Origin of the sequence: Actinomadura physcomitrii, from assembly GCF_008923205.2 — a bacterium.
In the GTDB taxonomy this organism is placed as follows: Bacteria; Actinomycetota; Actinomycetes; order Streptosporangiales; family Streptosporangiaceae; genus Spirillospora; species Spirillospora physcomitrii.
The window spans coordinates 51,408-74,032 of record NZ_WBMS02000034.1 but is presented as its reverse complement, the minus strand read 5'-3'; the positions used below and the strand labels follow the sequence as shown (position 1 = coordinate 74,032).

Sequence of the window (22,625 nt, the reverse complement as noted above, 5' to 3'; positions counted from 1 at the left end):
ATGGCCCCATTCCATTCCACTTAGCAACCTATGTCCACAATGCCGGAAAAGTAAGTATTCATGCCGGGAACCCGGACACGGTCCCCGCCACCGTTCAGCGCCCCTGCCCGCCCCAGGCGAGCAGGGCGTCCACATGCCGTCGCCGGAGGCCGTCGGCGGGGGCGACGGGGACCAGGCGGATGCCGCGATGCGGCCACGCCTGGCGCCGGGCCCGGAACGGGATGACGTCGTCCAGCCAGGCGAAGCGCCGCCCGTCGGCGTGCCGGAGGATCGGCGCCCACTTCCGCATCCGCGGAAGCTGCGTCACCGGCAGCTTGGGGTCGTCGGGCCGGTACCTGTAGGCCGCCAGCGCCACGTACGGCAGCTGCGGCAGCCCGAGGAGCGGGCCGATGTAGGTGTTGGCGTGCTCCTCCCAGGTGCTCGCCCAGACCAGTTCGTAGCACTTCCCCAGCTCGGCCAGCCATTCGACGTGCCGGCTCGAAAGGCGAACGGTCATCCTGCCGATGCGGTGCTCGGTGAACTCCTCCGGATGGCTGGGCGCCTCGGGGTTCAGGACGCCGTCGATGTCCAGGTACAGGACGGGTTTGGCCGACGGCCGGACGCCCGGGCGCGGGATGCCGCCGATGCCCCATGTCATGGGCAGATCATGGCGCATCGGCCGGGCGGAATCCTCAGGGCCGGCGACGGCGCACCGAGGATCCGCGTCACCTGCGGGCATCGCACGGGTCAGCGGGTGGCGGTGGCGGTCAGGCGGGCGTAGGCGATCCACGTGGGGGCCCATGGTGAACGACGCCAGCGCCGGGCTCGCGGTGGCGGGGACGCCGGCGTCCGGGACGTCCAGGGCCAGCACGGTGATCTCGTAGCGGTGCGGACGGTCCCCGGCGGGCGGGCAGGGCTGGACGGCTCCGACCAGCGGCTCCTCGTCCTCACTCCGGGGGACGAGCCGACCGAGCGGGCGCTGCGCACCCTGGTCACGGCGCACGCCACCACGCTGGCCGACGTCGGCTGACGAACGGATCCCGCTCGCCGGGGCGTCGACGGGAGCCCGTCCCGTACCGGTGGGCGGTGCCGGGGCGGGTGCACCGGGACATTTGTCCCTGTCGAAAGTGCGCGGAACGGCTCTGCCGCCGGATCCGGTGCGTGCGGCACGATCAGGGGCATGAACTCCACGCTCACCCGTCAGCAGACCGCCGCCCAGCCCGTCCGGCAGGACGGGCTGGACGCGATCAAGCCGCTCCCCATCTGGTTCTTCGCCTTCGAGGGCGTGCTCGGCGCGGCGTACGACATCTGCCACGCATGGCACTCCGCCTGGATGGTCATCGTGGGGATCGCGGCGGTGAACGCGGTCCTCGGCATGACGGTGCTGCGCCGCCGGATCAAGCTCGTCAAGGCGATGCTGAAGAACGGCCGCACCCGCATGATCGCGTTCGGGCTGATCGCGCTGCGGGTCGGGCTGCACGTGGTGCTCGGCGCGGCCGGCGCGGACGTGACCGGGACCGCCGCGCACCTCGCGCTCGCCGCGGTCATGGCCGCCGCGACCGTCGAGCTGCTCTGGTTCGACCAGCGGGTCACCTTCCGCGCCCTCGGCATCGCCTCCCGCTGACCCGCCAGCCGGCCCGTCTCATGCGCTCGAATGGCTGCGGACCGGGAAGTGCGCGGCGGCGGCGGGAGAGGCCATGACGGCGATGACGAACGCGGTGGTGACGATGGAGCACAGGCCGAGCGCGGCGACGCCGGGGGACGGGTAGTTGACGAAAGGCCCGGTCACCAGCAGGAGGAACGCCTCGTACCCGGCGGCCCAGCCGCGGGTGCTCGCGCGCCGCCCGCGAAACGCGGCGGCCAGCGCGACAGCCGCCGCCGCGAGCGCGAACGGGTACACGGCGAGGAACATCATCGCGCTGCCCACCCGGGCCTCGGCGCCGGTCGCCGCCTCCCCGAACGCGACCATCGCCGACCCGGCGGCGACGAGCAGCGCCGCCTGCGCCCACAGGACGGCGCGCGCCGCGACGACCAGGCGGCGGCCGAGGACGGGCGCGCGATCGTTCATGCCCGCCACGATGCCGCACCGGGCGGTCCGGGGCATGAGCGCTGATACTCAATTACCGGCGAGTAGAGCGCCGCTGGACGTCAGGAGCCGAGGATGTCCGCGAGCACGGCGGCCTGGCTGTGGTCGACGTCCTTGGTGGCCGTGAGCAGCGTCAACGGACCCGGATCGGCGTCGCCGCGCAGCCGGTCGAGGGCCGCGGCGCGCTCGGGGTCCTCCAACTCGGCGCCGTAGCGCCGCCGGAACTCCTCGAACTTCTCCACGTCGTGCCCGTACCACTTGCGCAGCTCGGTGGACGGGGCGACGTCCTTCTCCCACCGGTCGAGGCGGGCCTTCTCCTTCGCCAGGCCCCGCGGCCACACGCGGTCCACCAGGATCCGCCGGCCGTCCCCGTCCGCGGCGCCGTCGTAGACCCGGCGCACCCTCACGTCACGTCCCATGAGCCCGTTCATACCCCGCCCGCGGCCGGCATGAGTCAGTCGAAGTGGAAGGCGTGGTGCTCGGCGGCGGTGCGGCGGGCGAACTCGCCGGCCAGCGCGCGGCCGAGGACGTCGTCGTCCGGACGGTGCCGCTCCAGGTACTCCAGGGCCTCGGCGAGCTCGCCGGCGGTGAGGCGGCGCAGCGGCTTGCCGACCCAGCGCGGTTGCGGGACGTTCGGCCGGCCGGGACGGGGCGCGGGCTGACGGGTGCTCACGGAATTGCGGCCTTTCGGTTGCGACCGCGCGGCGGCCGGTGCGGAATGGTCGGTTCGAATAGGATCGGCGGGTGCATTGGTGGAGCCAGCAAGCGTGCGACGCGGCGGCGGAGGCGCAGGCCGCGGACCCGTCGCCGGCGAATCTCATGGCGGCCGCGCAGGTGCAGGCGATGATCTCGATGGCGGAGGCGCTGCACCGGATCGCCGCGGTTCTGGAAGAGCGCGACGAAACGGCACCTGCGGCCGTCCGGCCGAATTAGCGCGTCCAATGAAATACCGGTGTGCCCCGGGCGGGGGCACACCGGTTCTCACCGCGCGTCAGACATCGCTGAACGATCTGCGTTCGATCCGGCCGTTGGCGTGCGGGGCGAGCCGGGAGGTCTTGCCGAGCGGCGGCCGGGGCGGCGGGACGGACGCGGGCTCGGCGGGCGGGTCCGGCTCGGCGGTGACCGGGGCGAGCCGCTCGTCGTCGTCGGTGGCGGCGGGGGGCTCCTGCCGCGGCCGGTCGCGCAGCCGGCGGGCGGCCTGCCGCAGCGCGCGCTCGCCGACCAGCCGGGTCAGCTCCAGGCCCCAGCAGTCCAGCTTGTCGGCGTCGGTGAGGTCGTCGCGGGCGCTGAGCTCGGCGGCGTGCCCGCCGAGCCGCTGCGCCTCGGCGAGGTCGAACTCGCGCAGCAGGTGGCAGCAGAGCTCGGCGAGCGCGGCATGGTCGCGCTCGAACGACAGGTCCGCGAGGTCGTTGCGGGAGAGCCGGCTGAGGGCGCGCTTGCGCTCCAGCTCGCCGTCGGCGATCCGCAGGATCCCGTTGAGCAGCGCGATCGGCCCGATGCCCGGCGACGACGCCTGCGCCGGGGCGAACGACATGCGCAGCACGGCGGCGGACCCGAGCCCGGCGGCGATCACGTGCACGACCAGCAGCGCGGTCGGCGGCATCGTGTAGGGCAGCCCGAACCGCCAGCCGGCGGCGGTGACCGCGATCAGCGCGACCACCGACGCGCCGGTGTTGACCAGGGCGAACAGCAGGCCGCCCGGGGACAGCAGCGCCGCCATGGGCTTGTCGCGGTAGCGGGCGAGGAGTTCGGCGACTCCGATCGCGCCGCCGATCAGGGCGGCGAGGAACATCTCGATGATCATGACCTTCGTCCCTATGCGCTGCGGGCGTTCATGCGGCCGAACGGGTGCTCCGCGGTGCGGCCGGCGCGGGCGGGGACGGCCTCGGGGCGCTGCCGGGCGGCCCGTTCCGCGCGCTCGGCATCGAGGAAGACCAGCAGCCATTCCGCGGGACCCGCCGCGAGGCCGCTGTGCGGGCGCACGCCCTGTTCCCGCGCGCCGAGAAAGGTGAGGAGCCACCCGGTGGGGCCGGCGGCGGTGAAGGTTCGAATTCGGGAATCCATGCGGGAGACCATTCCGCAGCGTGCCGCGGAAGTCGACCTCCGACGCGTCAAGTTTTTCGCGCTTGATCGCGGAAAAGCGTGATCGCGACAGTCCGCCGGAACCGTCCCATCGGCCGCACCGATCTTCTCGCCATTGTCCGGAAATCCGGTTCCTTTTGGCTCGATGTTGCCGATTCCTTTGCCGAACGTTCCGGTTGGGCGGCCGCACGGAGATCGCCTTTTCCGGCACGCGGCGCCCTATCCGGCCCGGTCCCCGGGAAGGTCAGGCGGCGGGGGTGAGGTCCTCGTCGCGGGAGACGAGCGCGGTGTAGAGGCCTCCGGCGGCGAGCAGTTCGGCGTGGGTCCCGCGCTCGGCGACGCGCCCGTGGTCGAGGACGACGATCTGGTCGGCGTCCCGGACGGTCGAGAGCCGGTGCGCGATCGTGATGGTGGTGCGGCCCTCGGCGAGCGCGTCGATGGCCCGCTGGACGGCGTGCTCGGTCTGCGTGTCGAGCGCGCTGGTCGCCTCGTCCAGCACGAGGACCGGCGGGTTGCGCAGGATCGTCCGGGCGAGGGCGAGGCGCTGCTTCTCGCCGCCGGAGAAGCGGTAGCCGCGCTCGCCGACGACGGTGTCGTAGCCGTCCGGCAGGCCGGCGATGTGGTCGTGGATCTGCGCGGCGCGGGCGGCGGCGTGCAGCTCGGCGTCGGTCGCGTCGGGCTTGGCGAACCGCAGGTTGTCGGCGACGGACGCGTGGAACAGGTAGGTCTCCTGGGAGACGACGCCGACGGCGGCGGACAGGTCGGCGAACGACAGGTCCCGCACGTCGGTGCCGTCGATGGTGACGCGCCCGGACGTGGCGTCGTACAGCCGCGGCACCAGGTAGCTGAGCGTGGTCTTGCCCGATCCGGTCTCGCCGACGACGGCGAGGGACGTGCCGGCGGGGACGTCCAGGTCGATGCCGGTGAGCGCGTCCGAGCCGGTGTCGTAGGCGAAGCCGACGTCCTCGAAGCGGACGTGGCCCCGGGCGCGCGGCAGCGGGCGCGGCGAGGCCGGCTCCTCCAGGCCGGGTTCGAGGTCGAGGTACTCGAAGATGCGCCGGAACAGCGACATGGAGCTCTGCACGTCCACCGCGGTCTGGAGCAGCTGGACGGTCGGCCGGAACAGGCTGGTCTGCAGCGTGGTGAACGCGACGAGGGTGCCGATCGACACCAGCGGGTGGCCCTGCGAGACGGTCAGGCCTGCGGCCCAGTAGGTGAGCGCGGGCATCGCCGCCATGACGATCTGGATCGTGGACTGCCGCCACCGTCCGGCCATGCTCGCGCGGATCTCCAGGTCGGCAAGGTCGCGGGACTCGCCGGCGAACCGGTCGGTGAGCGCGGGCGAGCGGCCCATGGTGCGGCCGAGCAGGATGCCGCTGACCGACAGCGACTCCTCGACGATCGCCGACATCGCGGCGAGCTGCCGCTGCCGCCGGGAGGTGATCTTGCGGCGCTCGGCGCCGACTCGGCGGCTGATCCACACGAAGAACGGCAGCGTGACCATCGTGACGAGGGTGAGCCGCCAGTCGAGGGCGAGCATCGCGATGGCGGTCGCGGTCACCGAGGTGAAGTTGGAGACGAGCGAGGTGACGGTGGTGGTGACGGTCGACTGCATGCCGCCGATGTCGTTGGCGATCCGGGACTGCACCTCGCCGGTACGGGTCCGGGTGAAGAACGCCAGCGGCATCCGCTGCAGGTGCGCGTAGACGGCGGTGCGCAGGTCGTGCATGACGCGCTGCCCGACGCCGGTCGAGATGTAGGTCTGCAGGACGGAGAACACGCTGGTCGCCACCGAGATCGCGATCATGCCGAGGGCGAGCAGCGACAGCAGCCCGGTGCGGTGCTGCGGCAGCGCGACGTCCAGGATGTGCCGGAGCATGAACGGCGAGGCCAGCGAGACGAGCGCGGACAGGCCGACGAGCAGCGCGACGGCGGCGAGCCGGGCGCGGTACGGGACGAACAGGCGCAGGATGCGCCGGCGGTCGGTGGCGGCCTCCTGGTGAGAGGCGGTGTCTTTGAAGGTGGTGGGGGCCTTCGCCATGGGCGGCTCCTTCCGGGGGACGACCCTCAACGTAACTGAGGTTAGCTCATAATTATTTCCGCACAACTATGAGCTAGGCTCGGACCCATGGAGAACGATCTGGCCGACCTGTTCCTGCGGACGGCCAAGCGGATCCGCCGGCAGCAGATCGAGCGCCTCGCGCCGCTCGGCCTCACCCCCGCCCAGTCGCGCGCGCTCCGGGTGATCATCGGTACCGAAGGACCGCTGCGGATGACCGACCTCGCCCGCCGCCTCGACATCGTCCCCCGCTCGGCGACGACGCTGGTGGACGCGCTGGAGGCGGACGGCCTCGTCACCCGCGAGCCCGACCCGGCCAACCGCCGGTCCCTGCTCGTCCGCCCGACGGCCGAGGGCCTCGCCGTCCGCGCCCGCATCGCCGGCACCCGCCGCGAGGCAGCCCGCGAGGTGCTGTCGCCCCTGTCGGACGAGCAGCGCGAGACCCTCCGCGAACTCCTCGCCGTCATCGACGCCGCCGCCGAACCCCGCGCACGCCGGTAGCCCGACGTTGACCCGCGCTTGTCCGGTCCCGCTGTCAGTGCGCTGACAATCAGGGCGGCCGGATCCATCCCGGCCCTGCCTAGCGTCGCCGGGCATGATCGGCGGACCCTGGAAAGCCCAGTGGCATCGGGGGTCGCGAGTTCCAGGAGGGTGCCTTGAGCCGGTCCGCCGATCCCGCCGCCGCCGACTTCCCGCTCCGCGGCGTCCCCGCCGGCCTCGCCGAGCCGCTGCGGCCGTACCTGCGGGCCGCCGCGATCGAGATGGTCGGCGAGATCGAGGGGCTCGTCCCCGAGTACGCGCGGCCGCCGGAGAGCCGCTACGGGCGCCGGATGCGGTGGGCCGTCGAGCAGACGGTCCGGCAGTTCGTCGACGCGATCGGCCGGCCCGACATCGACTGGGGCACGGTCACCGGCATCTTCGCCGACATCGGCGCGTACGAGGCGCGCAAGGGCCGCAGCCTCGACGGGCTCCAGACCGCGATCCGGGTCGGCGGGCAGGTCGCGTGCCGCCGGTTCATCAAGGACGCGCGGCGGCTCGGCTGGTCGCTGGAGGTGCTCGGGAAGATCACCGAGTCGCTGTTCGTGTTCCTGGAGCGGATCGCCGCCGCGGCCGGGCAGGGGTACGCGCGAGCGCAGGGCGAGCTCGCGGGCGAGCGGGAGCGGTTCCGGCGGCGGCTGCGCGACCTGCTGGTCATGGACCCGCCGGCCAGCGACGCGGCGATCGGGGAGCTCGCCGGGGAGGCGGGCTGGCAGGTGCCGCGGACGCTCGCGGTGGTCGCGTTCCGCCCCGCGCCCGGCGGGGCCGTCCCGGTGCTGCCGCCCGCGTTCCTCGCCGACTGGGACGCCGCCGACCCCTACCTGATCTGCCCGGACCCGGACGGTCCCGGCCGCGACCGGCTGCCCGCGGCAGTGCAGGGGACGCGGGCGGCGGCGATCGGGCCGACCGTCCCGCCGGCGCGGGCCGCGCTGTCGCTGCGCTGGGCCCGGCGCGGCCTCGCGCTGATCGAGCGCGGCGCCCTGCCCGGCAAGGAGCCGCTGCGCTGCCTGGACCACCTGCCGGCGCTGGTCGCGGCGCAGAGCGAGGAGCTGCTGGACGTGGCGCTCGGCGCCCGGCTCGGGCCGCTGATGGAGCTGGCGCCGCACCGCCGGGACGCGCTGACGCGGACGCTGCTGACCTACATGGAGTGCCGCGACAACGCGGTGGCGGCGGCGGAGCGGCTCCTCGTGCACGAGCAGACCGTCCGGTACCGGATCCGGCGGCTGGAGGAGGTCCTCGGCGGCGCGATGCTGGACCCGGACCGGCGGATCGAGCTGCTGCTCCTGCTGCACCACCTCGTCCGCATGGACTCCGGGGACCGGCGGCTGTCGCCCGCGTGACGCGAGGCGGCGGCGCCGTGGTGGACGCCGCCGCCGTCACGGGAACGGGTCAGCCGTTGGGGCAGGTGTCCAGGTACTTGGCGATGTTCGCGTCGGGCTTCGGCGCCGGGCACAGGAACTGGTCGTAGCGGGTGTCATTGTCGACGAACCGCTTCATCCACGCGATGGAGTATTTCGCGATGGTGGTGTTCGGCGACACAAAGGTCATGTGACCGGCGTTCTTCAGCAGCAGGTACGCCTTTTCCGGCGCCGTCGTGATGTTGTTGTAGTACGACTCGGCCATCGACGACGCGGGCGCGATGAGGTCGTTGTCCGCGCCCATGATCAGGGTCGGGGTCTTGATGTTCGGGAAGTTGTAGTTGGTGTCCCACGGCGCGAGCGGGATGTCGGCCTTGAGGGACGGGCGCTTGTTGGCGGCCTCGAGCGTCCCGCCGCCGCCCATGGAGTGGCCCATGACCGCGGTGCGGGACGCGTCGATGCGGTTCTTCACGCTGCTCTTGCCGGTCAGCCAGTCGAGGGCGGCGAGCAGCTGGTCGCCGCGCGAGGCGGGGACGTCGACGAGGCTGTTGGTCTCCAGCGTCATCACGACGAACCCCTGCGAGGCGAGCCGCGGCCCGTACCAGGAGATCCACGCCTCCGGGGAGACGAAGCCGGGCGACACGACGATGGCGCCGAACGTGCCCTCGCTGGTGTCGGTGGGCGCGTAGACGGTGCCCTTGTTGAACCCGGTACCGCTGCCCGCCGGAACGGGGATCGTCTCGACGGCGAACGGGCCCTTCTCCGCGGTGATGCTCGCCTCGGTCGGCGCGGGCCCGCGCTGGTACGGATTATCGGCGGCGCGTTGCACGGCAGCGGGCGCGGCGGCAACGGACGCGGGTCTCGCCGGCGTGGCGGCGCTCGCGGACGGAGCCAGGGCCGCGCCCGAGGCGAGGACGGCGGCGACGGAGAGGAGCCGGAACGAATGCGCGAGATTCCTGTGCATCGGATGCGTCCCTTCACTGGCCGGAACCGCGGCGGGTGAGTCTCCGCGGGTGCCAGGATTGTGGGCCGCACGGCCGCCGGGCGCTGCTTATACGGCGACGCCTTAATTTCGCGGCGTTCATAGACGACTTACAAACGCGGGGGGACAACGGAGAGGGGCCACTCCCCCCAGAGTGGCCCCTCTCCCCCCGTTCCGCGGGCCGGCCCGATACGCGCACTGGGGACGGCCGCTCCCCCCGAAGCGGCTTCGGCGCGGGGCGCCCTGCGGATGAGAAGACGGTAGCGAGCCCGTCGCCCGCCGTTCGAGGCTTCGACCGCCCGCGTCGACGAACGGTGCACTGTGTGCGACGAACGGACCACGCTCCGCGATCGGCCGTCCTTTTCACCCGCGCACGGACGTCCGCCGCGCCCGATCGGTTCGGGCGCCGGACGAGGTGTAAGCGAGGTGTAATCGGCCCCGCCTACGGTTGCCTCGTGGAGGCCGGCCGGCGGGCCGCACGGGGGTGGGTCCGCAGGCCGCCGTCACCACAGCAGGTGCGCGGTGGTCCCGTCCTCGGTCGGGACGCCGAGCGCGGCGAAGATCTCCAGCGCCTCGCGGCGCGGCTCCCCCGCGCCGGCGGCGCCGTCACCGGGCACGCGGTCGCCGGACACCTGATCGCCGGACACCTGGAGGAGGGCGCCGAGCAGGAAGAGGCATTTGGCGCGCCAGAGCGGCACCGACACCTCGGTCGCCAGCGTCAGGGCGCGCTCCAGCAGCCGCCTCGCCGTGAGGAGGTCCCCGCGATCCCAGTACAGGTCGCCCAGCACGTACATGATGCGCGCGCGCATCAGCGGGTCGGCGCGCTCCTCGGCGAGCCGCAGCGCCAGCCGCAGCGACCGCTCGGCCTCCTCGGTGCGGCCGAGCGCGAAGCCGGTGCAGCCGAGGCCGTGCGCGGCGTACATGCCGACGAGCCTGCTGCCCGCCGCGGTGCCCGCCTCGTCGATGTGCTCGAACAGCGGCCTAGCCTCGCCGGGGCGGCCGAGGGCGAGCAGCGCCTGCCCGATCCAGTACACCGCCTGCAGCTCGACGCCGGTGTAGCGGGCGCGGCGCGCCAGGTCGCGCGCCATGGTGAGCACGCCGAGCGCGTCGCGGGCGTCGCCGCGCTCGTACTGGGCGCAGCCGATCACCAGGACGGCGTGCGACTCGCCCGCGACGTCGCCGACCCGCTGGAACAGCTCGCGGGCCCGCCCTCCGTCGGACTCGGCGTCGCCGAACCGCCCCATCATCCGGTGCACGGTCGCGAGCTGGCGGAGCGCGAGCGCGGTGCCGTGCGGGTTCTCGGTCTCCTCGAACAGCCGCAGCGCGGCCCGGACGGACCGCAGCGCCAGGTCGTAGTCGCGGCGCGCGCACGCGAGGTCCGTCGAGCGCTCCAGCAGCGCCGCCTCGCCGCGCAGGTCGCCCGCCGCCCGGACGACCGGCAGCGCGTCCGCGATGACCTGCTGCCAGTCGTCGGTGTAGTGCGCGGGCTGGAACAGAATGGCGGAGCGGACCGCGATCTCCCAGGCCAGCGCCTCCTCGCCGAGCCGGGCCGCCTGCCGGACCGCGGTGGTGAGCCCGAACCGCTCGGCCTCGAACCAGTCGGGGGCCTGCGCGAGCGTGCCCCGCACGACCGCCTCGTCCAGCGGGTACCGGACGGCGCGGCCCGCGGCGAGGCGGTCGCCGCCGCCGGTGACCAGGTCGACGACCCGGTCGGTGAGCGCCAGCAGGCCGCCGAGGGCGCGGCGCAGCGCCGCGGCGCGCTCGTCCGGGGCGTCCTGCTCCCGGCACAGCTCGCGGGCGTGGTCGCGGACGAGGTCGTGGAACCGGTACCGGACGGTGCCGGGCACCGCGGGGCGGACCTTCGCGCCCGGGAGCCGGGCCTCCAGCAGCTGCGCGTCGACGAGCGTCTCCAGCAGTTCGGCGACCTCGGCGGGCGGGCGGTCCAGCAGCGCGGCGGCGGTCCAGCAGGCGAAGTCGGGGGCGTCGAGGAGGCCGAGGAGCCGGTACAGCCGCCGCGCTTCGGCGCCGAGCCCCCGGTAGCTGAGGTGCAGGGTGGTGCGGACGCTGAGGCCGCGCTGCGTCAGCTCGTCCAGCCGGCCCTGCTCGCGCATCCGGCGGACGAACCCGGCGATGCTCCAGTGCGCCTTCGCGGCGAGGCGGGCGCCGGCGACGCGCAGCGCGAGCGGCAGGTGCCCGCACATGCCGGCGAGCTCCGCGGCGGCCTGCGGCTCGGCGGCGAGCCGGTCCCGGCCGGCGATGTGCGCGAGCAGGTCGAGGGACTGCGCGGGGGGCAGCACGTCCAGCTCGATGAGCCGGGCGCCGGGCAGCGCGGTGAGCCGGGTGCGGCTGGTGATGACGGCGCGGGACAGCCGGCCGCCGGGCAGCAGCGGCTCGACCTGCGTCTCGTCGGCGGCGTTGTCGAGCACGACGAGGATGCGCCGGTCGGCGAGGATGCTGCGGTACAGCGCGGCGCGCTCGCCGGGGCTCTCCGGGACGGCGGCGGCGTTGACGCCGAGCGCGCGCAGGAACCGGCCGAGCACCTCGGCGGGGTCGGCGGGGTCGCGTTCGGCGCCGCGCAGGTCCACGAAGAGCTGCCCGCCGGGGAAGGCGTCGCGGACGCGGTGCGCGATGTGCACGGCGAGGGCCGTCTTGCCGATGCCGCCCATCCCGGCGACGGCCGGCACCGACACGGGCTCGTCGCCGTCGCCGGCGGACAGCAGCGCGAGCATGCTGTCGATCTGGTCGCCGCGGCCGGTGAAGTCGGGCACGGCGGGCGGCAGCTGGCTCGGCCGCTCGGGACGGACGCGGTCGCCGTCACCGTCGGCGTCGGTGTCGGCAGCGCCTTCGGCTTCGGCGTCTGCGGCGGCGGCGGCGGGCTCGTCCCGCGGCGGCCCGGCGGGGCCCGGACCGGCGGCGGTCTCCTGGCGCAGCACGCGGACGTGGACGTCGCGCAGCTCGGGCCCGGGATCCACGCCGAGCTGGTCGAGCAGCCGGACCCGCGCCTCCTCGTAGGCCTCCAGCGCCTCGGCCTGCCGCCCGCACGCCGCGAGCACCTCGATCCACACGGTGAGGAGCTGCTCGTCGAGCGGGTGGGCGCGCACCAGCGGGTTCAGGTGCGGCAGCGCGCGCTCGGGCGAACCGGCGGCGAGCGCCGTCCGGGCGTGCTCCATCGCCGCCTCGACCCGCTCGCGTTCCAGCCGGTCGACGGCGGCCTGGTCGACGGAGTCGGGCGACACGTCCTCCAGCGCGCGGCCCCGCCACAGCCCGAGCGCCCGCTCCAGCGCGCCGGCGCGCCGGTCGGTCGGCAGCATGGCCGCGTCGGCGACCGCGCGGCGGAACGCGGCCGCGTCGATGTCGGCGCCCGGCAGCTCCAGCGCGTACCCGTTGGTGGTGCGGACGACCTCGACGCCCGGCCCCGCGGTCTCGGTCAGCCAGCGGCGCAGCCGGTAGACGGCGACGGCGAGGGTCGAGTCGGAGATGACGGTCTCGCGGGCGCCCCACAGCAGCGACTTGAGCGTGTCGTCGCCGAGGCCGGACAGCCCGGCGAGCCCGGCGAGGGCGAGCGCGCCGAGCAGCGCGCGGGCGATGCCGGAGGAGGGCAGCGTCCGCCGGCCGGCCCGTTCCACGCCGACCCGGCCGAGCACGACGATCCGGACGTGCTCGGCTCCGTGTTCAGACCCGCGCTCGGTGCGCATGCCCGTCACTCCCGACGTCGCCTCCCCGCAAAGTGAACTCCACCATTTGATCAAAGTCACGCCGGGTTCGGTGCGGTAATTTTGCACGGCCGTGCGAAAAAAGTGGCGCCGGGGCAGGATGGTCACCGAGCGCGAAGGGAGATCCGATGGCGGGACGGGTGCGGCCGATCACGCTGGTCGGGACGCCGGTCCTGCACCGGGCGTGCCGGCCGGTGCAGGAGTTCGACGCGGCGCTGGCCGAGCTCGCCGACGACATGTTCGCCAGCATGTACGCGGCGGAGGGCGTGGGCCTCGCCGGCAACCAGATAGGCGTCGACCTGCGGATATTCGTGTACGACTGCCCCGACGAGGACGGTGCGCGGCACAAGGGGGCGGTCGTGAACCCGGTGCTGGAGCTGCCCGGCCCGGCGGACCGGCGGCTGGACGACGGCGAGGAGGGGTGCCTGTCGGTGCCCGGCCCGCACGCCCGCGTCGCCCGTCCCGACCGCGCCACCGTGCGCGGCTTCGACGTCGAGGGCAACCCGGTCACGGTCGAGGGGACGGGCCTGCTCGCGCGCTGCCTCCAGCACGAGACCGACCACCTCGAAGGCAAGGTCTACATCGACCGGCTCTCGGCCCGCGCACGCAAGAAGGTCCTGAAGGAGTACGAGGAGCTCCGCGCGGCCGGCGCCTAGGTCACGGCGCCCAGACGGGCAGGTTCAGCGCCGACGGGTACCCGGCGCCGCGCAGCACCTCGATGCGGACGCGGCGGGACGCGACGGCCCGTCCGGCGGGCTCGCCGCGCCCGTGGTTGCGGGCGAAGCGCGGGAACGCGCCGCCCGCGAGCATGACGCGCAGCCGGTGGCCGCGCCGGAACCGGTAGCCGGTCGGGTGCATCTCGATCTCCGCCTCGACGGTCGCGCCGGGGGCGGCGCCGATGCGGAGCATGCCGTCGGTGACGTTGCGGGACGCGCCGTCCGGGCCGACGTCGCAGAGCCGGACGAACAGGTCGGCGTGCCCGGTGTCCGTCCGGACGTGGAACGCGGCCGACACCGGGCCGATCAGGTCGAGGTCACGGTCGAGGCGGGCGCCGGTCAGCACGGCGACGTCGCCGCGCGCCTCGATCCGGCCGTTGTCGCGCTGCCCGCCGCGTCCGGGCGCCAGCAGCGGCCCGCCGGTGGACGGCGTCGGGTCGTACGGGTCGTAGGTGAACGCCACCGGACCGAGCGGAGCGGACGGCTCGTCCCAGGTCAGGCCGTGGGACAGGTACAGCGGCGCGGGCGTGGTCTCCGGCGGCGGCCACTGCTGGAAGTCGAGCCAGCGGTCCGCCTTCTGCAGGTAGAGCCGGACAGGCGCGCGCCGCAGTTCCGCCGCGTCCCCGTGCAGGTGCGCGTTCAGCCAGGACACCTGGTCGGCGAGGACGGCGCGCAGCGCCTTGGCGTCGTGCCCCCAGGGGCCGATGGTGATGCGGACGTCGCGTCCGGCGGCGTGCAGGGCGGCGAAGTCGCGGAGCTGCCCGCGCAGGAACAGGTCCCACCAGCCCGTCACCATGCTCGCGGGTGCCGTGGTGGAGGCGACGCCCGCGCTGTGGTCGGTCTCCCGCCAGAACGCCGCGTTCTCGGCGTTGCCGGTGACCTCGCGTAGGAACGACTCGGCTCGCCCTATCGCGGCCATGTCTGCCTCGCCGACCGGCAGGTGCCGCATAGCGCGCCTTACGCGCCGGTTATGGAGCGGGCGTCTCCGGTCGTCACGCGTCCCCATCAGCGACGACCACACCAGCGTGTTGTACAGGGCGAGCGCCCCGCCCGGGTAGAAGGAGCTGACGAACTCCGACGCGGTGATGCCGAGCCCCATCGCCGCCAGGGGCGGGTCCGCGTACGGCGCGATCGCCCACTGCGTGTAGCCGAGGTAGCTGGCGCCGGCCGTCGCGACGCGCCCGTCGCACCAGGGCTGGGCCCGCACCCATTTCAGCGTGGCGAGGCCGTCCTCGCGCTCGTCGTGGAACGCGTGGAACTCGCCGCCCGATCCGTGTATCCCCCGGACGTTCTGCACGACGACCTGGAAGCCGCGCCTGGCGAGGACCCCGGCGAACAGCCGGACGAGCCCCTGCCGCTTGCCGTACGGGGTCCGGATCAGCACGGCCGGCAGCGGCCCGGCGCCGCGCGGCCGGTACAGGTCGGCGACCAGCACCACGCCGTCCGGCATGGGGACGCGCAGGTCACGGCCGATGCCGACGTCCGGAGGCGCGGCATCGGCGGCGGACTCGGGGAGCCCGAGAAAGCGGTCGACGAGCCGTCCCGCCATGGACATGCGCAACCTCCGCAGACGTGGGCCTCCACGTTAGAGCGCGGCGAGGCGCTCGTACTCCGCCAGGACGCGCGCGAACTCGCCGGTCGGCAGCTCGCAGGCGTGGCCGTCCAGCCAGAGGTGCTCCAGCCGGACCGTCCGGACGTCCACCCGCAGATGGCAGGTGTTCCCGGTGTGCTCCCAGCCGGGGCGCGCCGCGCGGACGACGTCGAGGTGGTGCCGGTGGCACTGCACGTCGTGCAGGAGGAACGCGGTCAGGACGTGCGGCGCGCCGGTCACCGCGCGGGCCGTCCCGGCGGCGCGCGCGGCCGCCGCCTCCAGGTCCACGCCGGATTCGACCAGTTCGGGGAAGAACACGCGGACGTGCTGCGCGACGCCCTCCGCCTCCACCGGCGCGCACGGCAGCCGCAGCACCGCGTCCGGGTCGACGTAGCCGTGCACGGGGACGCCCGCGACGAACGACGCCCACGCCCCCGGGACGGATCTGAGGAACCGGGCGCGGGTCAGCGCGTCCCGCAGGTCCGCGACGAGCCGGTCGGCGTCGATGCCGCGCGGCATGAAGGTCTTGGTGCCGCCGCGCAGCCGGCCGCCCGCCTCGTCCAGCACGGCGAGGTCGGCCCAGCACGCGCCCGACCCGGTGCCGAGGACGCCGTGCGGCAGGCACGCGTCGGGGTGCGGGGTGAGGCCGGCGACGTCCTCGAGGGTGGCGCGGGGCGTCCGGACGAGCGCCCAGCCGCGCGTGTGCGGGGACGTCCCGCCGAGCGCGAGCACCGCCGCGACCGGCTCGCCGCGCCCCGGCTCGGCGGCGCCCTGCGGGCCGGCGGGCCGGTGCGCGTCCGCGTGCGCCTGCCGGAACGCCGCGACGACCTGCCGGAACGTCTCCGCGTCCAGGCACAGGTAGGCGCCGTCCTCGCCCTCGATGGTGGCGACGCCGTCCGCGACGCCGACCCGGAAGACCCGGCCCGGCCACGTCACGGCGGCGCCCGGCCGGCCGAGCTCGGCGAGCATCCAGTCCAGCCCGAGGACGAACTCGGTGTCGCGCAGGAGCCCGGCGAGCGGCTCGTTGCCCGGCGCCGGGACGCACTCGACGTCCCCCGGGCCGGTCACCCGGAACGCGACGGGCAGCTCCCGGTCCGGGACGAACCGCTCCGCGCCGGCCCGCAGGACGCCTTGGAGCATCTGCCGGTGCCGGACCGCCCCGACCTGCTCCAGGTACTCCTCCAGGCAGCGCAGCAGGACGCCGGGGTCGAGGTCGCAGGACGACCAGCCGCCGACGTCCCGCAGGTGCACGACCGCGCCGTCGAAGTCGAGCCGGTGGAAGCGGTACAGCTCCTGCCAGGGCCGGTGCGCGCCGGCCCCCGCCGTCCCGGTGCTCAGCAGGCCCCTGGCCCGGATGATCGCGGCGACGTCCTCGCCCAGGTCGTTGAGCAGGAAGTCGCGCAGCGGGGCGTGCGCCGGGTCGGTCTCGACCGCGACGCGCACGCCGTCACCGCGGATCCGCACCGGAAGCACCATCGCCATTCGCGTGATTATGCCGATAAGCGAAGATCATCACTGGTATGGCGGAATGTTCGATCCCGATTCGGGACCGACACCGCCCCTACAGCGGCTCGTCGGCCATGTACGGCGGGGCCGGCTCGTACTGGATGTAGCGGCGCACCGCCCGCGCGTGGTCCCGTCCGTGGATGCGGCCCACCAGCCACAACGCCATGTCGATACCGGCGGACACGCCCTGGCTCGTGAGCAGGTTCCCGTCCACGACATAGCGCGCGTCCCGGACGACCGTCACGTCACCGCGCGCCTGGAGGGCGTCCTCGGACGCCCAGTGCGTCGCGACCCTGCGTCCCCTGGCCGGACCCGCCTCGTGCAGGAGGAACGCGCCGGTGCACACGCTCGCCACCCAATCGGCCCGCTCGGCGGTCTTCGCGATCCAGCCCGTCAGCGCCGCGTTCCCGATCTGCGTCTCCCGCGCGCCCCGCCCGCCCGGCACCAGCAGGACGTCCAGGTCCGGAGCGTCCCCGAACGTGCGGTCGGGCACGACCCTCATGCCCTTGGCGCAGCGCACCGGCCCGGAGCCCTCCGCCACCAGCACCGCCGCGTCGCCCTGCTCGCGCAGCATCGCCGAGACCGTGAACACCTCCCACGGCCCCGCGAAGTCCAGCTCCTCGGCGTCCTCGAACACCAGCAGCCCATAGGTCGTCATGCGTGCTCCCTCGTCCCTCGGAACCGGTCCCGGTAGTCGGACGGCGCCACCCCGACCCGCCGGTGGAACGCCCGCCGCAGCGTCTCGCCGGTGCCGAACCCGAGCCGCCGCGCCAGCGCCTCGACCGGCTCGTCGCCCTCCGCCAGCGCCCGCCGCGCCGCCTCGATCCGCACCCGCTCCACGTACACCGACGGCGGCACCCCCATCTCGGCGGTGAACCGGCGCTGCAGGTGCCGCGGGCTCAGCCCCGAGCACTCGGCCAGGTCGGCGACGCTGTGCCGGGCGCCCGGATCGGTCTGCACGGCCGTCACCGCGACCCGGATCGGGTCCGACGCCGGCTGCGCCGACCACAGCGGCACGCTGAACTGCGACTGGCTGCCCGGCCGCCGCAGGAACATCACCAGCTCCCGCGCGACCGCGTGCGCGGCCTTGCGGCCGTGGTCGTCCTCGACGAGCGCGAGCGCGAGGTCCATGCCCGCGGTGACCCCCGCCGACGTCCAGATCCGCCCGTCCCGGATGAAGATCGGGTCGCAGTCGACGCGCAGCGCCGGGCACTCGGCCCTGAGCTGCTCCTCGCGGCACCAGTGGCTCGTGACGCGGCGCCCGTCGAGCAGCCCGGCCTCGGCGAGCAGGATCACCCCGCTGCACACCGCCGCGACCCGCCGCGCGTCCCGCGCCGCGTCCGTCACCCAGCCGACCAGCGCCGCGTCCTCGCGGGCCCGGTCGACGCCGGCCCCGCCCACCACCAGCACCGTGTCGAACCCCTCCGGCGCCAGGTCGCCGACACCGTGCGAGGCGACCACGGACAGCCCGCTGCTGGACGTCACCGGACCCGCCTCCGGCCCCACGACCAGGCACTCGTACCGCCCGGTCGCCCGCAGGACCTCGAACGGCCCGGTCAGGTCCAGCCCCTGGAACCCCGCGTAGACCACGAACGCGACGCGCATGCCTCCAGGGTGTGTCCCCGCCGGACATGGCGTCAACGACAGCTACCCCACGGATCGCGTCATTGCTCCGCGAAAAAAAGACGGTTGACACCATTGCCCGCCTCAGGCATGATCATCGGTATGGAGCTTTGATACTTCACGGTCGAGCCGCCCGCCCCACGCCGGGCCCGCTCCCATTCTCCACGCCGCAGGCGACATTCCACGAGAACACCCACTGGTCGACGCGCACCCGCGTGACCAGCGTTTTCGCCACGCCTCCGGCCTTTTCCAACACCCTTTCACGGCGGCGATGCGCCCATGCCCAAAGGTGGTTTCCCCATGCGTTCACACAACCCTGAAAACGTGCCCTTCCCGACGAAGAAGAAGGTCAAGAAGAGCAAGACCGACTTCAGGTCGGCGTCGTTCGCGAACAACCGCCGCAACACCGGCCGGATGCCCACCCGGCAGTTCAACCGGGGCCGCTGACGGCGACCCGGCCCCGGACCCACGCGTCCGGGGCCGGGAAGTCCGCCCACACCACCGTCCGCGACCCGTCCGCCCGGTACCCCCACCGCGCGGCGAGGCCCTGCACGATCCGCATGCCCCGGCCCGTCTCCGCGCCGGGATCGTCCTTCACGTACGGCCGCGCACCCGCCGCCCCGTCGTCGGCCACCTCCAGCCGCACCGCCCCGGGCCCGGCGGCGACGGTCACCGTCACCAGCCCGCCCTCCAGGCCCGACGCCGTGTGCCTCACCGCGTTCGCGACGGTCTCGCTGGCCGCCAGCACCACGTCGTCGCGGTCCGGCAGCCCCGCCAGGACGTCCCGGACGAACGCCCGCGCGCACCCCACCGACCGTCCCACCCCGGGCAGCGTCACCGAGCCGAGCACCACGAGCCCGTCCCCGTCCACACCACCGCCTCCCCCGCCCCGGCCAAGGCCGGCGACGCGGCCGGCGGTTCCGAGCACGTCCTCGACGCCCACGCAGACGGCCCCCCTCTTCCCGAAAGCAGCCCGTCACCGCGCAGTACGTCTCCGCACCCCCGCCCCGTTCACCCCGCCGGTACGCTCCCCGCCATGGCGACCACCCACGGCGTCGAGATGGGCCCCGCGACCGTCACCAAGCGGTACCGGTCCTGGGACCTGGACCAACCCGAACGCGAATGGCGGGCGCTGACCCTCCTCGCCGAGCACGCCCCCGGCCTCGCCCCGCGACCGCTGCACTACGCCGCCGCGGAGACCCCGCCGAGCGTCACCATGTCCCGCCTGCCCGGCGAGCCGCTCACCGCGCCGCTCACGGACGCCCAGCTCACCGCCCTCGCCGAGGCGATCTCCAGCTCCCAGAACGCGATCCCCGCCGCCGCCCTCGCCGCCCTGCCGCCGCGGCTCCTGCACCCGCTCGACGCCCTGAAGAACCTCCGCGCCTGGTCGGAGCGGGTCGCACCACCCCCGGACGCCCTGGCCGCCCGCGCGCTCACCGGCGCGCGCGAGTGGCTCCGCCGCCCGCACCTCGACACCGTCTTCGCCGCCGAACCGCCGCCGGTGTTCGGCACCGGCGACGGCAACCTCGCCAACTTCCTGTGGGACGGCTCGCGCGTCCGCCTCGTCGACTTCGAGTTCTCCGGACGCGGCGACCGGGCCTACGAGCTCGCCGAGGTCGCCGAGCACGTCTCCGCGAAGAACGCGCTGGCCCCGGACGCCCTGCTCGGCCGGTTCGAGCTGGCGCCGTCCGAGCGGGCGCGGCTCCCCGAATGCCGGCGCCTGCTGGCCGCCTTCTGGCTCCTCGCCCTCCTGTCCGACGACCCGCAGCACCCGCGCAACCCGCCCGGCACCCTCGCCCACCAGGCCGGACACCTGCTGGCACTGCTGTGAGCAGCCGGGCTCAGGACTTCCAGGGGCGGCCGGTCAGGCGCTCGTAGACCTCGATGTAGCGGGCGCGGGTGGCGTCCACGACGTCCTGCGGGATGGCCGGGCCGGGCGGGGTCCGGTCCCAGTCCAGGGTGCTGCTCCAGTCGCGGACGTACTGCTTGTCGTAGGAGCGCTGCGCGCGGCCGGGCTCCCACTCGTCCGCCGGCCAGAACCGCGACGAGTCGGACGTCAGCACCTCGTCGGCGAGGACGAGCGTGCCGTCGGCGGCGCGGCCGAACTCCAGCTTGGTGTCCGCGATGATGATGCCGCGCTCCGCCGCGATGGCCGCGCCCCGCTTGTAGACCTCCAGCGTGACGTCCTTCAGCCGCGCGGCGGTGTCCGCGCCGATTTCCGCGACGACGTCGTCGTAGGTGATGAACTCGTCGTGCCCCTCGGACGCCTTCGTCGTCGGCGTGAAGATCGGCTCGGGCAGCCTCGACGCCTCGACCAGCCCGTCCGGCAGCGCGATGCCGGAGACGGTGCCGCCCTTCTCGTACTCCTTGAGGCCGAGGCCCGCGAGGTAGCCGCGCGCGATCCACTCGACGGGCAGCATCGTCAGCCGCTTGCAGCGGATCGCCCGGCCCGCCCACTCGTCCGGCACCTGGTCGGCCGAGATCACATGGTTCGGCACGACGCCGGCGAGCTGCTCGAACCACCACAGCGACAGCTGCGTGAGGATCTTCCCCTTGTCGGGGATCAGCGTCGGCAGCACGACGTCGTACACGCTCACCCGGTCCGACGCGACGAGGATCAGGTCGTCCCCGTCCGCGTAGACGTCCCGGACCTTCCCCGAGTGCAGCAACTCCACGCCGTCCCCCTCGCACTTGCGCTCAGCATTCCCGCCAATGATCCCAGCAGCGGTGCCCGGACCGCCCGCGCGGGTGCGCCCCTCCCGGGCCAGGATGAAGGACGGCCCGAGACAGCGGACGCTCGGGGCGCCGTCGGCCTCACGATCCGGCGTCGCCCGGCGTGAGAATTTCCATGAGATGCCCATCGGGGTCGTGGAAGTAGGTGCCCCTGCGGCCCCTGAAGTGTTTGCTGTGGTAGATCTGCCCGATTTCTTGGCATGCCGGATCGCCGTAGTGGGCGATCCCGCCGTGCCGGATGCGGGCGAGGGCGGCGTCGAACTCCTGCTCGCCGAGCATGAACGCGTAGTGGTGCGGCTCGAAGTCGTCCAGCCGGTCGTAGTCGAGGCTGACCCGGTTGGCCAGCGTGACCGGCGTGAAGTGCGCCAGCGGCGGATCGACGGTCAGACCGAGAATTCCGGCCAGGAACTGCGCCGACGCTTCCGGGTCACGGGCGGGGACAATGGTGTGATTCAGTTCCACGGTCATACGGACTCCCTTTCGGGGACGGGGTGCGGGGCGGCCTGGCCCGGCGCATGGATGCGTGACCTTCCGGAGAGGGCAGGGCGGCTCCGGCCGCCCCCCTTCGATCACTGCGGCCGTGTCAGACGTCGATCTGCTCGAAGATGTGCGGGTACGAGACGATGTCGTCGGGGAACTCGGCGGCCATGCGTTGGAACTCCGGGCTGCCGAACGCGGTGGCGAGGGCCTCGGTCGAATCCCAGACCGCGACGTTCATCAGGAGTCGGCTGCCCGCCGTTCCCCGGTGCATCCGCAGGGAGACGAATCCCGGCTGAGTTTTCATGAATTCCGCCTGCCTCCGGAAGAGGGACAGGAAAGCTTCGGTCCGCTCCTTCGGAACGACGAAGGTGTTCGCCAGGACGATGGGCCCGGTCTTCTCCTTGAACTGAGCGAACATCGGCGTGTTCGGGTCCAGGCTCTCCAGCTCGGCCATCCTCGGCACTTCCTCTCTCCATCGGTCGTCGTTCCGCGCGGCTTGCCAACGTTCGTTGGCCAACGCGTGTTGGCAAACGTAGGGCGGGTGGACCTGCATTGTCAACAGGTGTTGGCCTACACTCGTTGGCATGACCGGCGCCACGGAGAACCACCAGGCCGCACGGCGTTCCGACGCCACCCGCGCCGCGATCCTCGCGGCGGCCCGCGAGCGGTTCGCGGCCGACGGCTACGAGAAGGCGACCATCCGGGCCATCGCGCGCGACGCGAAGATCGACCCGTCGATGGTGATGCGCTACTACGGCAACAAGGCGGCCCTGTTCGCGGCGGCCGTCGCGATCGACCCCGGGCTGCCCGGCCTGCCCGTCGAACCCCGCGAGGATCTCGGCCGCACGCTGGTGCGCCACTTCCTCACCCTGTGGGAGGAGAACGAGGAGCTCACCGCGCTGATACGGGTCGGCGCCACCGACCCGGCCGCCGCCGAGCGCATGCAGAGCGTGCTGCGCGACCAGCTGATCCCGCTGGCCCGCCAGGTGGGCCCCGAACCGGAGCAGGCGCCGGCGCGGGCCGCGCTGTGCGCCTCGACCGTGCTGGGGCTCGCGCTGACGCGCTACGTGCTGCGGTTCCCGGCGAGCGTGGCGCTCGGACGCGAGGAGATCGTGGACTGGCTCGGACCCACGATCCAGCGGTACCTCACCGCGCCCACGCCCTGAAGAACGCGCCCCGG

At 73.9% G+C, this 22,625-nt stretch carries 26 protein-coding genes; 9 read left to right on the top strand and 17 right to left on the bottom strand.

The window, feature by feature from the left end:
* Positions 1–94: 94 nt before the first annotated feature.
* Entirely contained in the window at positions 95–850 is a 756-nt protein-coding gene (locus F8568_RS47160; protein ID WP_328601135.1) for an HAD domain-containing protein, read from the bottom strand.
* Here F8568_RS47160 and F8568_RS50720 point away from each other — a divergent pair.
* Positions 770–1,009: a hypothetical protein gene (locus F8568_RS50720; RefSeq protein WP_328601136.1), complete on the top strand. Its 240-nt coding sequence runs from the start codon at positions 770–772 to the stop codon at positions 1,007–1,009. The two genes, F8568_RS47160 and F8568_RS50720, sit on opposite strands and share 81 nt — an antisense overlap.
* A 150-nt stretch (positions 1,010–1,159) precedes the next feature.
* Positions 1,160–1,603 (top strand): hypothetical protein, encoded by a 444-nt coding sequence (locus F8568_RS33295; RefSeq protein WP_202125659.1) that lies wholly within the window; start codon positions 1,160–1,162, stop codon positions 1,601–1,603.
* 18 nt (positions 1,604–1,621) lie between these two features.
* On the opposite strand, the gene F8568_RS33290 is transcribed toward F8568_RS33295, so the two are convergent.
* The 3 genes from F8568_RS33290 to F8568_RS47150 form a co-directional block, all read right to left on the bottom strand.
* Positions 1,622–2,047, bottom strand: coding sequence for a hypothetical protein (locus F8568_RS33290; RefSeq protein ID WP_151597661.1), 426 nt, complete (start codon positions 2,045–2,047; stop codon positions 1,622–1,624).
* Positions 2,048–2,127: 80 nt separating this feature from the next.
* Positions 2,128–2,484 (bottom strand): DUF488 domain-containing protein, encoded by a 357-nt coding sequence (locus F8568_RS33285; RefSeq protein WP_151597660.1) that lies wholly within the window; start codon positions 2,482–2,484, stop codon positions 2,128–2,130.
* 35 nt (positions 2,485–2,519) lie between these two features.
* The gene (locus F8568_RS47150; protein WP_151597659.1) at positions 2,520–2,738 is read right to left on the bottom strand and encodes a hypothetical protein; all 219 of its coding nucleotides are present in this window, start codon (positions 2,736–2,738) and stop codon (positions 2,520–2,522) included.
* Between the two features lie 71 nt (positions 2,739–2,809).
* Between F8568_RS47150 and F8568_RS33280 the strand changes: the two genes are divergently transcribed.
* Entirely contained in the window at positions 2,810–2,998 is a 189-nt protein-coding gene (locus F8568_RS33280) for a hypothetical protein (protein WP_151597658.1), read from the top strand.
* A 58-nt stretch (positions 2,999–3,056) separates the two neighbouring features.
* Here the strand turns inward: F8568_RS33280 and F8568_RS33275 are convergent, their stop codons facing one another.
* The 3 genes from F8568_RS33275 to F8568_RS33265 form a co-directional block, all read right to left on the bottom strand.
* Entirely contained in the window at positions 3,057–3,869 is an 813-nt protein-coding gene (locus F8568_RS33275; protein WP_151597657.1) for a hypothetical protein, read from the bottom strand.
* An 11-nt stretch (positions 3,870–3,880) separates the two neighbouring features.
* Positions 3,881–4,129: a hypothetical protein gene (locus tag F8568_RS33270; RefSeq protein WP_151597656.1), complete on the bottom strand. Its 249-nt coding sequence runs from the start codon at positions 4,127–4,129 to the stop codon at positions 3,881–3,883.
* A gap of 262 nt (positions 4,130–4,391) precedes the next feature.
* Entirely contained in the window at positions 4,392–6,188 is a 1,797-nt protein-coding gene (locus F8568_RS33265) for an ABC transporter ATP-binding protein (RefSeq protein WP_151597655.1), read from the bottom strand.
* Between the two features lie 87 nt (positions 6,189–6,275).
* Between F8568_RS33265 and F8568_RS33260 the strand changes: the two genes are divergently transcribed.
* Positions 6,276–6,707 carry a MarR family winged helix-turn-helix transcriptional regulator gene (locus F8568_RS33260; protein ID WP_151597654.1) on the top strand — a complete coding sequence of 144 codons (432 nt, stop codon included), beginning with the start codon at positions 6,276–6,278 and terminating at the stop codon, positions 6,705–6,707.
* Between the two features lie 155 nt (positions 6,708–6,862).
* The gene (locus tag F8568_RS33255; RefSeq protein ID WP_236009747.1) at positions 6,863–8,083 is read left to right on the top strand and encodes a helix-turn-helix domain-containing protein; all 1,221 of its coding nucleotides are present in this window, start codon (positions 6,863–6,865) and stop codon (positions 8,081–8,083) included.
* A gap of 49 nt (positions 8,084–8,132) precedes the next feature.
* On the opposite strand, the gene F8568_RS33250 is transcribed toward F8568_RS33255, so the two are convergent.
* Together F8568_RS33250 and F8568_RS33245 are read right to left on the bottom strand one after the other, a co-directional pair.
* The gene (locus F8568_RS33250; protein ID WP_151597653.1) at positions 8,133–9,065 is read right to left on the bottom strand and encodes a dienelactone hydrolase family protein; all 933 of its coding nucleotides are present in this window, start codon (positions 9,063–9,065) and stop codon (positions 8,133–8,135) included.
* Between the two features lie 521 nt (positions 9,066–9,586).
* Entirely contained in the window at positions 9,587–12,778 is a 3,192-nt protein-coding gene (locus F8568_RS33245; protein WP_151597652.1) for an AfsR/SARP family transcriptional regulator, read from the bottom strand.
* Positions 12,779–12,924: 146 nt separating this feature from the next.
* Between F8568_RS33245 and def the strand changes: the two genes are divergently transcribed.
* Positions 12,925–13,452 carry a peptide deformylase gene (def, locus tag F8568_RS33240; protein ID WP_151597651.1) on the top strand — a complete coding sequence of 176 codons (528 nt, stop codon included), beginning with the start codon at positions 12,925–12,927 and terminating at the stop codon, positions 13,450–13,452.
* Between the two features lies 1 nt (position 13,453).
* On the opposite strand, the gene F8568_RS33235 is transcribed toward def, so the two are convergent.
* From F8568_RS33235 to F8568_RS33220, 4 genes are all read right to left on the bottom strand, one after another.
* Positions 13,454–15,067, bottom strand: a complete 1,614-nt coding sequence (locus tag F8568_RS33235) for a CocE/NonD family hydrolase (protein WP_202125639.1) — start codon at positions 15,065–15,067, stop codon at positions 13,454–13,456.
* Between the two features lie 30 nt (positions 15,068–15,097).
* Complete coding sequence (locus tag F8568_RS33230) at positions 15,098–16,585, bottom strand: hypothetical protein (protein WP_151597650.1); 1,488 nt, start codon at positions 16,583–16,585, stop codon at positions 15,098–15,100.
* 79 nt (positions 16,586–16,664) lie between these two features.
* Entirely contained in the window at positions 16,665–17,267 is a 603-nt protein-coding gene (locus tag F8568_RS33225; RefSeq protein WP_151597649.1) for a DJ-1/PfpI family protein, read from the bottom strand.
* Entirely contained in the window at positions 17,264–18,214 is a 951-nt protein-coding gene (locus F8568_RS33220; RefSeq protein ID WP_151597648.1) for a GlxA family transcriptional regulator, read from the bottom strand. Before F8568_RS33220 ends, F8568_RS33225 begins: the two co-directional genes overlap by 4 nt.
* Positions 18,215–18,556: 342 nt before the next feature.
* Between F8568_RS33220 and F8568_RS49915 the strand changes: the two genes are divergently transcribed.
* Positions 18,557–18,679 carry a hypothetical protein gene (locus F8568_RS49915; protein WP_268896447.1) on the top strand — a complete coding sequence of 41 codons (123 nt, stop codon included), beginning with the start codon at positions 18,557–18,559 and terminating at the stop codon, positions 18,677–18,679.
* On the opposite strand, the gene F8568_RS33215 is transcribed toward F8568_RS49915, so the two are convergent.
* The gene (locus F8568_RS33215; RefSeq protein ID WP_160573856.1) at positions 18,663–19,103 is read right to left on the bottom strand and encodes an ATP-binding protein; all 441 of its coding nucleotides are present in this window, start codon (positions 19,101–19,103) and stop codon (positions 18,663–18,665) included. The genes F8568_RS49915 and F8568_RS33215 overlap by 17 nt on opposite strands.
* A gap of 165 nt (positions 19,104–19,268) precedes the next feature.
* Between F8568_RS33215 and F8568_RS33210 the strand changes: the two genes are divergently transcribed.
* Positions 19,269–20,063, top strand: coding sequence for an aminoglycoside phosphotransferase family protein (locus F8568_RS33210; RefSeq protein WP_151597646.1), 795 nt, complete (start codon positions 19,269–19,271; stop codon positions 20,061–20,063).
* A gap of 10 nt (positions 20,064–20,073) precedes the next feature.
* Here F8568_RS33210 and F8568_RS33205 read toward each other — a convergent pair whose 3' ends face one another.
* From F8568_RS33205 to F8568_RS33195, 3 genes are all read right to left on the bottom strand, one after another.
* The gene (locus F8568_RS33205; protein WP_151597645.1) at positions 20,074–20,907 is read right to left on the bottom strand and encodes a phosphoribosylaminoimidazolesuccinocarboxamide synthase; all 834 of its coding nucleotides are present in this window, start codon (positions 20,905–20,907) and stop codon (positions 20,074–20,076) included.
* Between the two features lie 139 nt (positions 20,908–21,046).
* Positions 21,047–21,433, bottom strand: coding sequence for a VOC family protein (locus F8568_RS33200; RefSeq protein WP_151597644.1), 387 nt, complete (start codon positions 21,431–21,433; stop codon positions 21,047–21,049).
* A 115-nt stretch (positions 21,434–21,548) separates the two neighbouring features.
* Positions 21,549–21,899, bottom strand: a complete 351-nt coding sequence (locus tag F8568_RS33195) for an antibiotic biosynthesis monooxygenase family protein (protein WP_151597643.1) — start codon at positions 21,897–21,899, stop codon at positions 21,549–21,551.
* A 130-nt stretch (positions 21,900–22,029) separates the two neighbouring features.
* Here F8568_RS33195 and F8568_RS33190 point away from each other — a divergent pair, with 130 nt between their 5' ends.
* A complete protein-coding gene (locus tag F8568_RS33190) occupies positions 22,030–22,611 on the top strand; it encodes a TetR/AcrR family transcriptional regulator (RefSeq protein WP_151597642.1) in 582 nt (193 codons plus the stop codon).
* Positions 22,612–22,625: the final 14 nt, after the last annotated feature.

Bases quoted from the DNA above. Each gene is read 5' to 3' on its own strand.
- F8568_RS33295 (WP_202125659.1), top strand. From the start codon at position 1,160: ATGAACTCCACGCTCACCCGTCAGCAGACCGCCGCCCAGCCCGTCCGG.
- F8568_RS33290 (WP_151597661.1), bottom strand. From the start codon at position 2,047: ATGAACGATCGCGCGCCCGTCCTCGGCCGCCGCCTGGTCGTCGCGGCG.
- F8568_RS33285 (WP_151597660.1), bottom strand. From the start codon at position 2,484: ATGGGACGTGACGTGAGGGTGCGCCGGGTCTACGACGGCGCCGCGGAC.
- F8568_RS33275 (WP_151597657.1), bottom strand. From the start codon at position 3,869: ATGATCATCGAGATGTTCCTCGCCGCCCTGATCGGCGGCGCGATCGGA.
- F8568_RS33270 (WP_151597656.1), bottom strand. From the start codon at position 4,129: ATGGATTCCCGAATTCGAACCTTCACCGCCGCCGGCCCCACCGGGTGG.
- F8568_RS33265 (WP_151597655.1), bottom strand. From the start codon at position 6,188: ATGGCGAAGGCCCCCACCACCTTCAAAGACACCGCCTCTCACCAGGAG.
- F8568_RS33260 (WP_151597654.1), top strand. From the start codon at position 6,276: ATGGAGAACGATCTGGCCGACCTGTTCCTGCGGACGGCCAAGCGGATC.
- F8568_RS33250 (WP_151597653.1), bottom strand. From the start codon at position 9,065: ATGCACAGGAATCTCGCGCATTCGTTCCGGCTCCTCTCCGTCGCCGCC.
- F8568_RS33245 (WP_151597652.1), bottom strand. From the start codon at position 12,778: ATGCGCACCGAGCGCGGGTCTGAACACGGAGCCGAGCACGTCCGGATC.
- def (WP_151597651.1), top strand. From the start codon at position 12,925: ATGGCGGGACGGGTGCGGCCGATCACGCTGGTCGGGACGCCGGTCCTG.
- F8568_RS33235 (WP_202125639.1), bottom strand. From the start codon at position 15,067: ATGTCCATGGCGGGACGGCTCGTCGACCGCTTTCTCGGGCTCCCCGAG.
- F8568_RS33230 (WP_151597650.1), bottom strand. From the start codon at position 16,585: ATGGCGATGGTGCTTCCGGTGCGGATCCGCGGTGACGGCGTGCGCGTC.
- F8568_RS33225 (WP_151597649.1), bottom strand. From the start codon at position 17,267: ATGACGACCTATGGGCTGCTGGTGTTCGAGGACGCCGAGGAGCTGGAC.
- F8568_RS33220 (WP_151597648.1), bottom strand. From the start codon at position 18,214: ATGCGCGTCGCGTTCGTGGTCTACGCGGGGTTCCAGGGGCTGGACCTG.
- F8568_RS33210 (WP_151597646.1), top strand. From the start codon at position 19,269: ATGGCGACCACCCACGGCGTCGAGATGGGCCCCGCGACCGTCACCAAG.
- F8568_RS33200 (WP_151597644.1), bottom strand. From the start codon at position 21,433: ATGACCGTGGAACTGAATCACACCATTGTCCCCGCCCGTGACCCGGAA.
- F8568_RS33195 (WP_151597643.1), bottom strand. From the start codon at position 21,899: ATGGCCGAGCTGGAGAGCCTGGACCCGAACACGCCGATGTTCGCTCAG.
- F8568_RS33190 (WP_151597642.1), top strand. From the start codon at position 22,030: ATGACCGGCGCCACGGAGAACCACCAGGCCGCACGGCGTTCCGACGCC.